The sequence below is a fragment of the Streptomyces sp. NPDC005794 genome, assembly GCF_042871445.1.
GTDB lineage: Bacteria > Actinomycetota > Actinomycetes > Streptomycetales > Streptomycetaceae > Streptomyces.
The window spans coordinates 280,945-291,413 of record NZ_JBIAIN010000010.1; the positions used below are offsets into that span (position 1 = coordinate 280,945).

Annotated in this window: 9 protein-coding genes; 5 read left to right on the forward strand and 4 right to left on the reverse strand. The window is 70.8% G+C overall.

Annotated features, from left to right (window positions below; translation table 11 throughout):
- Window positions 1-61: 61 nt before the first annotated feature.
- Together ACFYQ5_RS18830 and ACFYQ5_RS18835 are read right to left on the reverse strand one after the other, a co-directional pair.
- A complete protein-coding gene (locus ACFYQ5_RS18830; RefSeq protein ID WP_389198717.1) occupies window positions 62-2,056 on the reverse strand; it encodes a CocE/NonD family hydrolase in 1,995 nt (664 codons plus the stop codon).
- 9 nt (window positions 2,057-2,065) lie between these two features.
- On the reverse strand, window positions 2,066-3,565 hold the full coding sequence (locus tag ACFYQ5_RS18835) for a peptide MFS transporter (protein ID WP_389198719.1): 1,500 nt from the start codon (window positions 3,563-3,565) through the stop codon (window positions 2,066-2,068).
- Between the two features lie 156 nt (window positions 3,566-3,721).
- Here ACFYQ5_RS18835 and ACFYQ5_RS18840 point away from each other — a divergent pair, with 156 nt between their 5' ends.
- The 5 genes from ACFYQ5_RS18840 (at window position 3,722) to ACFYQ5_RS18860 (ending at window position 8,900) form a co-directional block, all read left to right on the forward strand.
- A complete protein-coding gene (locus ACFYQ5_RS18840; RefSeq protein WP_389198720.1) occupies window positions 3,722-4,732 on the forward strand; it encodes a polyprenyl synthetase family protein in 1,011 nt (336 codons plus the stop codon).
- Between the two features lie 192 nt (window positions 4,733-4,924).
- Window positions 4,925-6,169 (forward strand): outer membrane lipoprotein carrier protein LolA, encoded by a 1,245-nt coding sequence (locus tag ACFYQ5_RS18845; protein ID WP_389198722.1) that lies wholly within the window; start codon window positions 4,925-4,927, stop codon window positions 6,167-6,169.
- An 86-nt stretch (window positions 6,170-6,255) separates the two neighbouring features.
- A complete protein-coding gene (locus tag ACFYQ5_RS18850; protein WP_389198724.1) occupies window positions 6,256-7,242 on the forward strand; it encodes an ATP-binding cassette domain-containing protein in 987 nt (328 codons plus the stop codon).
- On the forward strand, window positions 7,229-8,113 hold the full coding sequence (locus ACFYQ5_RS18855; RefSeq protein ID WP_389198726.1) for an ABC transporter permease: 885 nt from the start codon (window positions 7,229-7,231) through the stop codon (window positions 8,111-8,113). The genes ACFYQ5_RS18850 and ACFYQ5_RS18855 overlap by 14 nt, the downstream gene beginning before the upstream one ends.
- Window positions 8,114-8,306: 193 nt before the next feature.
- A complete protein-coding gene (locus tag ACFYQ5_RS18860; RefSeq protein ID WP_389198728.1) occupies window positions 8,307-8,900 on the forward strand; it encodes a TetR/AcrR family transcriptional regulator in 594 nt (197 codons plus the stop codon).
- Here ACFYQ5_RS18860 and ACFYQ5_RS18865 read toward each other — a convergent pair.
- Window positions 8,893-9,438: a flavodoxin family protein gene (locus tag ACFYQ5_RS18865; RefSeq protein WP_389198730.1), complete on the reverse strand. Its 546-nt coding sequence runs from the start codon at window positions 9,436-9,438 to the stop codon at window positions 8,893-8,895. The genes ACFYQ5_RS18860 and ACFYQ5_RS18865 overlap by 8 nt on opposite strands.
- Window positions 9,439-9,558: 120 nt before the next feature.
- Window positions 9,559-10,368, reverse strand: a complete 810-nt coding sequence (locus ACFYQ5_RS18870) for an HAD family hydrolase (RefSeq protein ID WP_389198732.1) — start codon at window positions 10,366-10,368, stop codon at window positions 9,559-9,561.
- Between the last annotated feature and the right edge of the window lie 101 nt (window positions 10,369-10,469).

The window sequence follows — 10,469 nt, forward strand, 5'->3', positions numbered from 1 at the left end:
GCCGTTCGGCGGCAGTGCCTCAAGTAGCCGTAATGCCCGGAAAGTTACGCGTTAACCCTGGTCAGCCCGCCGTGCGCGGGATCCGCTTCTCCCAGGTGCGGTGGAAGACGATCTCGTCACCGTCCCTGCACACGACCTCGTTGGACGTGATGAAGTCGTCCGCGTCCGCGCTCGTCTCCGAACGTGTCCGGACGTGCACGTCCCAGGCCATCTCGGGGCGGTGCAGCCGGATCGTCCAGTCCGAGCGGGCTCTGGCCGACAGCGGGTCGTCCTGCTGGATCGTGTACGTCTCCAGCGCGTCCTCGGTGAACTCCAGGCCGTCGGGGTAGACCCGCGTACCGCCGTAGCGCGGGTCGACCTCCAGGCGCCATTCGCCCTTGGCGACATCCCTGACCACCAGGCGCTCGGGGCGCTGCTCGTCGAGCGTGACCGGGAAGACGACGCCGAGCGGCTCCGCCTGCTCCGGTTCGCCGAAGGTGATCCCCGGATCCTCGGTGTGCCGGCGCACCGGGAGCTCGACGAGGCTGCCGTCCGCTTCGAGCGTGAAACCCGCGGAACCCGCCTGGGGCCAGATCCACGGCCAGTACGAGGACGACACGGAGAGCCTGATCCGGTGGCCGGGCGGGAAGGTGTGCCCGATGCCGTTCAGCTCGAAGGTGACGTCCTCGGTCTCCCCGACGGGCCAGTCCTCGGCGCGGTCGCGCCCGTGCCGGGTGGCCAGGTTGAGAGCGCCGCGGGTCACCAGGGTGGAGGCGCCGTCCGGGGCCACGTCGCAGATCCGTGCGATCGCCTGGCCGCGCGGTACGTCCATCCGGACCCGGAGCGTCACCCGGGGCCGGCCGAGGATCTCGACGGGGGCGTCCTCGACGGGGAATTCGAAGCACACCGACTTGGCGTCCTCGTCCCGCTGGTCGGGAGGCAGGTCGGCGTCGTTGCCGAACGGGAAGAAGCGGCCCGCGTCCAGCCCGGTCTGCTGCGGCGACCGGACGGTCTGCGGACCGCCGGCCAGGGCGTACGTCACCGGTGCGACGTTCTCGGACGGCCAGTTCGCGTCGCCCACCCAGCGGCCGGGCAGTGTCTCGTAGACCGTGGCGGGGCGGTGCGAGCCGCTGATCCAGGAGCGCAGCAGGGGCTCGTTCATCACCCCGGTGTCCTTGTCCTTCAGGTGCTGGTCCCACCAGCGCAGCGTCTCCTGGAGGAAGCCGATGGCGGGTCCCGGGGGCAGCCCACGGTCCGGGTACTGGTGGGACCAGGGGCCGATCAGTCCGCGCACCTGCCCGGGGTCCAGGTGCTCGACGAGCCGAAGGACGGTGTCCCGGTAGGGGTCGTGCCAGCCGCCCACGGCCAGGACCTTGGCCGTGACGGCGCCGTAGTCCTCGCAGACGCTGCCGTGCTTCCAGTAGTCGTCACGGGTCTGGTGCGCCAGCCACGTATGGATGAACGGCTCCACCCCTTCGAGTCGTCGCAGCCACATGTCGCGCCAGTCGTCGCCGACGTCCGCCGGATCCGGGGGCCGGGAGACGAAGGCCAGCATGGTGGAGGCCCAGGCGTGCATGTCCACACCGAGGACGGAGCCGCCCATGTAGTGGACGTCGTTGTCGTAGCGGTCGTCGGCCGAGCACACGGTGACGACGGCTTTCAGGGGCTCCGGGGCGAGCGCGGCGATCTGGAGCGAGTTGAAGCCGCCCCAGGAGATGCCGAACATGCCGACCCGGCCCGAGCACCACTCCTGCTGGGACAGCCAGTGCACGACCGCGACCCCGTCGGCGAGCTCCGTCGCGTCGTACTCGTCACCCGGCATGCCCTCGCTGTTGCCGTGCCCGCGCACATCGACGCGTACGGAGGCGTAGCCGTGGCCCGCGTACCAGGGGTGGCGCTGCCAGTCGCGCGGCGCCGTCCAGTCGCTGAGCCGGTAGGGCAGGTACTCCAGCAGGGCGGGCACCGGTTCGTCGGTGACCGGCCGCCAGATCCTGGCGTACAGCTGGGTGCCGTCAGCCAAGGGGATGTAGAGGTCCTCGTGGGTGGTCTCGTACGGGAAGTCGGTGCGGATGTGCATGGTGGTACCTCAGTGGACGGGGTGCATGGTGCGCTTGAGCCACGGAGCGGCGGCGATGACGGCCACACCGGCCACCACCGCGATAGCGCCATTGACACCGAAGTAGGCGGGGATGGAGACCTCGCCGTAGAGCTTCACGATCTGTGCCTGGATGCCGTTGGCGAGGGCCAGGGACAGGAACCACAGCGCCATCGTCTGACTGGCGAAGGCCTTGGGGGCGAGCTTCGTGGTGGCGGACATGCCGGAGGTCTCCAGCAGGATGTCGCCGAGACCGAGCAGCAGATAGGAGCCGACGATCCACCAGGCGGCCATCTTGTACGTGTCGTCGGCGTGGCCGGAGGTCGGAATGACCATCAGGAGGAAGGACAGGCCGCCGAGGATCACCCCGATGGCAATCTTGTTCGACGCGTGCGGCTGGCGCGGCCCCATCCGGGCCCAGGCCGCAGCCACGACGGGCGCCAGCGCGACCTCGAAGGCGCCCAGCGCGGAGGCGTACCAGCTCGCCGGGAAGTGGAAGCCGAAGATCTCCGTACGGGCGTTCGTCGAGGCGAGCAGCATCATCGTCGAGTACGCCTGGAAGAGGATGAAGTTGAACACGACGGAGGCCAGGAACAGCACGACGTACGGCCGGAGCCTGCCGCGCTCCTCCGGGGTGACCCGGGGGCTCCGGAACATCACGACGAAGTACACGACGGGTGCGATCACCGAGACGAGGGTGAGCACGTCGACGAAACGGTCCATGGTGAGCCAGCCGGCCAGCGCCAGGGCGGTCGCGACCACGGCGGCCGCCACGATGCCGGCCACGATCGTCAGCACGGCCCGGCGCATCGGGCCGGGCGCCAGGGCGTACTCCGCCGCGTGCTTTCGCCCGGCCAGGTGACGCCGGCCGGCGACGTACTGGATCAGGCCGAGCGTCATGCCGATCGCCGCGGCCGAGAAACCCCAGTGCCAGCCCGCGTGGTCTCCGAGCCATCCCGTGACCAGGGGGCCGGCGAAGGCGCCGATGTTGATGCCCATGTAGTAGAGCGCGAAGCCGGCGTCGCGTCGCTGGTCCTGCGTGCTGTAGAGCTTGCCGACCATGGAGGCGACATTGGGCTTGAGCAGGCCGGTTCCTGCGCTGATCAGGCCGAGGCCCACCCAGGTCATCGTGGCGGTGGGCACCGCCATGGCGTAGTGGCCGCAGGCGATGAGGATGCCGCCGTAGAGGACGGCGCGGTACGAGCCGAGGATGCGGTCGGCCAGCCAGCCGCCCGCGACGGACACGAGATAGACGAGGGTGCCGTAGGCGGCGGACACGGACGCGGCGGTGCCCGGGTCCATGCCCATGCCCTCGTCGGACACCGTGTCGGCGAAGAAGAGGACCAGGATGGCCTGCATCCCGAGGAACGAGAAACGCTCCCAGACCTCCAGTCCGGACAGGGTCATCAGACCCCGTGGCTGGCCGAAGAAGGCCTGGTCGTCTCCGGGCGGTGGCTGGACCGGTTCGGTACCGGTCGCGGTGTGGGACAAAACGACAACTCCTGATCGTATGAGCTGATGTCGAACATACCGGCGGCGGCGGGAAGGCGCCCACGGTGATCCAAAGGGGACCGGATACGCTGACTTGAGTGAGGACAGCGACACATCGACATTCCGTGTGATCGTCAGCAGACAGGAGATCCCCTCGTGACCGTCGTCGGGCCGTTCGGACTGAGCGTGCGGGACCAGGCTCTTGAGGCCGATGTCCAGGCAGGTTTGGCCGCTGTGGAGGCGGGGCTGCTGGCTGCCACCAAGAGCGAGGTCCCGTTCATCACCGAGGCCGCACAGCACCTCGTGAGCGCGGGGGGCAAGCGTTTCCGGCCGTTGCTGGCGACGCTCGCGTCCCAGTTCGGTGACCCCGACGCTCCTGGTGTCGTCCCCGCGGCCGTGGTCGTCGAACTGACCCACCTGGCGACGCTGTACCACGACGACGTGATGGACGAGGCGGACGTACGCCGCGGGGTGGAGAGCGCCAACACCCGCTGGGGCAACTCCGTCGCCGTCCTGACGGGTGACTTCCTCTTCGCCCGCGCCTCGCACATACTGGCCGACCTCGGGCCGGAGGCCGTGCGTATCCAGGCGGAGGCGTTCGAACGCCTGGTCACCGGTCAGATCCTGGAGACCGCGGGCCCGCGCGACGGACGCGACCCGGTGGACCACTACATGGACGTGCTGAGCGGCAAGACCGGCTCGCTGGTCGCCGTGTCCGGCCGGTTCGGCGCCCTGATGGCGGGGGCCGACGAGTCGGTCGTCGACATCCTCACCCAGTACGGCGAACGCCTCGGCATCGCTTTCCAGCTCGCCGACGACGTCCTGGACATCGCCTCCGACTCCCACGAGTCGGGCAAGACGCCCGGCACCGACCTGCGCGAGGGCATCCCCACCCTGCCGGTCCTCCACCTGCGCGCGCGGGCGGCGGCCGAGGGCCGTCCGGAGGACAAGGAACTCGTGGAGCTGCTGGACGGCGACCTCGGCGACGACGCCAGGCTCGCCGAGGCCCTGCGCCGGCTGCGGGCCCACCCGGCACTCGAACAGGCGCGGCGCGACACCGTCCGCTACGCCCAGGAGGCACGGGCCACGCTGGCACCGCTGCCCGAGTGCTACGCGAAGGCCGCGCTCGAGGAACTGTGCGACGCCGTGGTGCACCGCGCGGGCTGACCCTTAGGGTCTCCCGTCAGGGTGGGTCATCCCGGAGAGGTACGCACAGTTGCTCCCGGGGGCTGACGCTTGTGGCCGCCCGATTTGGTCAGATGGAGAACAACCACTCCTGACCACATCGGGTGAGAATGGCGGCGGGGAGTGGAATCGTGCACAGGGATGGCAGCCGCCGACCACGGAGGTAGAGCACACATGGCACCGAACGACAGCGCACAGACCAACGGCGAGGCCACGGGCACTGTCGTGGGCCGTCGGAAGGCGGCGCGCTACATCGTCCCGTTCGCGGTCGCGGGAGTGGCGGCGGCGACGATCGGACTCGTCCCCGCGCTCGCGGACTCGGGCGACCCGGAACTGCCCGGCATCACCGCGCAGGAACTCATCGAGAAGATCGCCGCATCGGACGAGGAACAGCTCTCGGGCACGCTGAAGGTCAGCACGGACCTCGGCATCCCGTCGCTCGGCGGGCTGACGGACTCCTTCGCGCCGGGCGCCGGCTCGGGCTCGGACTCGGGTGAGTCGAGCGCCTCCCCCGACACCAAGCTGATGGAGCTCACCTCCGGGACGCACACGCTCCGCGTCGCGGTCGACGGCCTCGACAAGCAGCGGCTCTCGATCCTCGGCGAGGGCTCCGAATACAGCCTCGTCCACAACGCGGGCGAGGTCTGGGGCTACGACAGCGAGAGCAACGAGGTCTACCACGCGCAGTCCGACGGGAACGAGCGCGCGGGCGGGAAGGCCAAGGAACACAAGGCTCCCGAGGGAGTTCCGGCCACTCCGAAGGAGTTCGCCGAGGAGGCGCTCGCCGCTGCCGGCGACACCACGTCCGTCACCGTCGACGGCACGGCACAGGTGGCGGGGCGCGACGCCTACCAGCTCGTGATCAAGCCCAAGCAGTCCGGTTCGACGATCGGCTCCGTCACGGTCGCGGTCGACGCCGCGACCGGTGTGCCGCTGAAGTTCACCCTGGCCCCGAGCGACGGCGGCAAGGCCGCGGTCGACGCCGGCTTCACCCAGGTCGACTTCGCGAAGCCCGCGGCCTCCTCCTTCTCCTTCACCCCGCCCAAGGGCGCGAAGGTGACCGAGGCCGACGAGCTGAAGTCCGACGCGGAGAAGAAGGGCACGGCGGAGAAGGCTCAGGAGGACCTGTCCGCCCTGGAGGGCTTCAAGGGCCTCGACGTCATCGGTGAGGGCTGGAACGCCGTCGCCCGGATCGAGCTCCCGGGCGGGGCGGGACTGCCCGCTCAGGGCTCCGGCGACGCACCCCCGCAGGCGCAGCAGTTCCTGGACGCGCTCGGCGACAAGGTCACCGGCGACTTCGGCTCGGGCACGGTCTTCAAGACGCGCCTCGTCAACGCGCTGATGACGGACGACGGCAAGGTCTACGTCGGCGCGGTCACCGAGGACGCCCTGGTGAAGGCGGCCGGCGCCGCCGAGTAGGGCGCACCGTACGTCCCCGCCCCGCCGTACGCTCCGTACGGTGGGGCGGTTCCGTACACGGCGCAGCGACAGGACCGGGAGTGCGCATGACCGACACAGTGGCCGCGACGACGGGACCGGACACGGGCGCGGGGCCCGGCATCGTGATCGAGACGCGTGGGCTCACCAAGCGCTGTCGCGGCGGGCAGTTGGCCGTGGACGGGCTCGACCTCGCCGTCCCCGCCGGAAGCGTCTTCGGCTTCCTGGGGCCCAACGGCTCCGGCAAGACCACCACGATCCGGATGCTCCTGGGACTCATCTCCCCGACCTCCGGCACCGCACACGTCCTGGGCCGCCCCATGCCGGCTGCCGCCCGCACGGTGCTCCCGCAGATCGGCGCGCTCATCGAAGGGCCCGCGCTGTACGGGTTCCTGACAGGCCGCGACAACCTCGTACGCTTCGACTCCGCCGACCCGGCGGCGGACCCCCGCACCCGGCGCGCCCGGGTGGACAGTGCCCTGGGCCGGGTCGGGCTCACCGCGGCGGCCGGCAAGAAGGCCAAGGCGTACTCACTCGGGATGAAGCAGCGCCTCGGGCTGGCAGCCGCTCTCCTCCAGCCGCGCCGACTGCTCGTGCTGGACGAACCGACCAACGGTCTCGACCCGCAGGGCATGCGCGAGATCCGCTCCCTGGTGCGGGAACTGGCGGCCGAGGGCACCACCGTCTTCCTCTCCTCCCACCTGCTCGACGAGATCGAGCAGGTCTGCACCCACGCCGCGGTGATGGCCCGCGGCAGGCTCCTCGTCCAGGGCCCGGTCGCGGCACTCGCCGCCCGCGCCCGGGGCCGGCTCGCCGTGACCACCCCCGACCCCGCCGACGCGGCCCGCGTCCTCGCGGAACAGGGGGTGACGGGCCTCGTGACCGACGGGGACCGGGTGAGCGCCGACGCGCCGCCCGGCGAGGCGGAACTCGCGGACCTCAACGCCGCCCTGGTGCGCGGCGGTGTCCGCGTGCGCGCCTTCGGCGTCGAGCGGGCCTCGCTGGAGGACGCCTTCGTCGCACTCACCGGAGAGGGATTCGATGTCGCAGGCTGAACTCACGACGGCCCCGGCGGCCCGCGCGCCGCGCCGCGCGCTGTGGACCCTCGGGATCCTCCGCTCCGAACTGACCACCACCTTCCGCCGGTGGCGCACCCTGGCACTGCTCGGTGTGCTGGCGGCCGTGCCCGTGCTCATCGGGATCGTCGTACGGATCGAGACGGGTGACGGCTCGGGGGGCGGGCCCGGCGGTGGCGGCCCCGCCTTTCTCTCCCAGATCACCGGCAACGGTCTGTTCCTGGTCTTCGCGGCGCTCTCCGCGACGCTTCCCGTCTTCCTCCCGATGGCCGTCGGCGTCATCGCGGGGGACTCCGTGGCGGGCGAGGCGAGCGGTGGCACCCTGCGCTATCTGCTGGTCGCGCCGGCGGGCCGCACCCGGCTGCTGCTCGCGAAGTACGCGTCCGTCCTGGTGTTCTGCCTGATCGCCACCCTGGTCGTGGCGGTATCGGGGCTCGTGGCCGGGGCGCTGCTCTTCCCCGTCGGGGAGGTCACGACGATCTCGGGGACCCGGATCGGCTTCGGCGAGGGACTCCTGCGGGCGGGCCTGATCGCGGTCGCGGTGGCGGTGTCCCTCATCGGCTTCGCCGCGCTCGGCCTCTTCGTCTCGACCCTCACCAACAGCGGGATCGCGGCGATGGCGGCCACGGTCGGGGTGCTGATCACGGTGCAGATCCTGGACACGATGCCCCAGCTGGGCGGGATCCATCCGTATCTCTTCCCGCACTACTGGCTGTCCTTCACGGACCTGCTGCGCGAACCGGTCTACTGGGACGAGATGGCCAGGAACCTGGGTCTGCAGGCGCTCTACGCGGCGGTGTTCGGCTCTGCGGCCTGGGCGCGCTTCACGACGCGGGACATCAGCGTCTGAGGAGGCTCGGCACGAGCCGTCCGCGCCGTCGGCCGGTCGAGCCGTCCCCCGATCGGCTCGTCGCGGCACGAACGGCACGAACGGTGTGCTGCACGGAACGACACGGTACGTTCCGTTTCCAGCCTGGTCATTGTTCGACTTTTGGCGACGACCTGTCAATAAGCGGTAGGGGGGATCCCCCTATGCTCACCGAATGATCACATCGCCGAGTTCCCTGCGCCGTAGCGAGAGGTCACGACGGGCGACGCTGGACGCCGCCCTGGAGCTGTGTACGGAGAAGGGGTACGGCCGGGTCACGGTCGAGGCCATCGCGGCGCGCGCCGGCGTGAGCAAGAAGACGATCTACCGCTGGTGGCCGTCGAAGGGCGCGGTGATGCTGGAGGCGTTCGCCGAGGTGTTCGTCGACGCCACGCCGTTCATCGACACCGGTGACATAGCTGCCGATCTGAGGACGCACATCAACGGCGCGGTGAAGGTGGTCTCCACACCGCCCTACGGGCCGGCGTACGCCGGGATCCTGTCGGAGATGCACCACGACGACTGCCTCGCGCGGGCCGTGCGCGAACAGCTGGTCGATCCGCGCTTCGAGGCCGCCGTGGGGCGCCTGCGGCGGGCGCAGGAGCAGGGGCAGGTCCCGGCCGGAGCCGACCTGTCCCTCGCGGTGGAGCTGCTCTACGGCCCCGTCTACTACCGCCATGTGCTGCGGAAGCCGCCCCAGGACGAGGCGACGGTCGCCGCGCTGGTGTCCCATGTCCTGCGGTCCCTGGCCGCGGAGCGCGTCAGCTGAAGAAGGTCTTCGCACCGGCTGCCGCGCCCGTGTCGGACAGCACGTCACCGGGCTTGCTGCCGTTGCCCAGCAGTACCCCGCCCCAGCGCATCCCCAGGTAGCGCGCCGAGTTCCGCAAAGTCCCCGCGAGGGGGTCGGCGGTCGCCGGGTCGGTGTCGGCGAGTGCGGTGACCCCCCAGAGGGTCTTCCCGGCCATCCGCCGCTGGAAGTCGATGTCGGGGGTCTCCAGCCAGCCCGACCAGTGGTCCAGGTAGCGCTTGGTGGAAGCGGAGACCGAGTACCAGTACAGCGGTGAGGCGACGACCACGTCGGTGGCGGCGAGTGTCGCCTCCAGCAAGGTCGCGGAATGCCCGGTGGGGACGGAGTGGCCGTCCGTGTGCCGGCGGTCCTCGAAGTCGGGCAGCGGAAGGTCCCGCAGGTGCAACCACCGCTGTTCCGTGCCGGGCGGAAGCTGCTCGGCCGCGAGGCGGGCGAGCGTCTCGGTGTTGCCGTCGGCGCGGCTGCTGCCGAGCAGGAAGAGGAAGGTGCGCGCGGTCATGGTGAGCCCCCGGTCAGATGCGTACGGCTTTTACCTGCGTACGCATCATATGTATGTGCATGAAATTTTGGGGGGTGTTTTCCGGCCGTGAGTGCCGGGCGGGGTGGGCGGGGTGGGCTCTCAGGCGAACAGTCGCTCGAGGACCACCGCGACTCCGTCGTCCTCGTTCGACAGCGTGATCTCGTCGGCCTCCGCCCGAAGCTCCGCGTGGGCGTCGGCCATCGCCACCCGGTGGCCCGCGAGGCGGAACATCGGCAGGTCGTTGGGCATGTCGCCGAACGCCACCGCGCCGGCGGGGTCCCGGCCCAGCAGTCCGGCCGCCTCCGTGATCCCGGTTCCCTTGTCCACGCCGTACGGCGCCAGCTCCACCGTGCCGGGACCCGCCATCGTGACGGACGCCAGATCGCCCACCGCCGCCCGGGCGGTCGCGGTCAGTTCGTCGTCCGTCAGCCCCGGGTGGCGTACGAGCACCTTGATGACCGGCGCCGCCCACAACTCCTCGCGCCGTTCGGCCCGCTGTGCGGGGAGGGTGGGATGCGGCATGCGGTAGCCCGGCTCGATCAGGGTCCGGCCCTCGGGGCCGTCCTGGTCGACCGCCGCGAACACCTGCCCCACCTCGGCCTCGATCTTGCCGAGCGCGGTCTCGGCCAGGTCCCGGTCCAGCGTGACCGAGCGCAGCATGCGGGCCGCCCCGGCGTCGTACAGCTGTGCACCCTGCCCGCACACCACGAGGCCGTCGTAGCCCAGATCGGCGAGCAGGGCGCGTATGCCGGGCACGGGACGGCCCGTGACGATCAGATGCCGCGCCCCCGCCGACGCCGCGCGGGTGAGGGCGGCGCGGGAGCGGGGGCTCACGGTGTCGTCGGAACGCAGCAGTGTGCCGTCCAGATCCGTGGCGACCAGGGTGTAAGCGGCGAGTGGCGTGAACATGAGCTCAGCCTAGACCCGGACTTCGCGGGTCACCGTTTCAGGTCTGTGGCCAGCGGGTTTGTCCGATGTCGGTATCGAGGAGATCGAGGAGGTGGAGTTGG

Coding starts and splice junctions, on each gene's coding strand:
- ACFYQ5_RS18850 (WP_389198724.1), top strand. CDS start 6,256: ATGACCGACACAGTGGCCGCGACGACGGGACCGGACACGGGCGCGGGG.
- ACFYQ5_RS18865 (WP_389198730.1), bottom strand. CDS start 9,438: ATGACCGCGCGCACCTTCCTCTTCCTGCTCGGCAGCAGCCGCGCCGAC.
- ACFYQ5_RS18860 (WP_389198728.1), top strand. CDS start 8,307: ATGATCACATCGCCGAGTTCCCTGCGCCGTAGCGAGAGGTCACGACGG.
- ACFYQ5_RS18845 (WP_389198722.1), top strand. CDS start 4,925: ATGGCACCGAACGACAGCGCACAGACCAACGGCGAGGCCACGGGCACT.
- ACFYQ5_RS18855 (WP_389198726.1), top strand. CDS start 7,229: ATGTCGCAGGCTGAACTCACGACGGCCCCGGCGGCCCGCGCGCCGCGC.
- ACFYQ5_RS18830 (WP_389198717.1), bottom strand. CDS start 2,056: ATGCACATCCGCACCGACTTCCCGTACGAGACCACCCACGAGGACCTC.
- ACFYQ5_RS18870 (WP_389198732.1), bottom strand. CDS start 10,368: ATGTTCACGCCACTCGCCGCTTACACCCTGGTCGCCACGGATCTGGAC.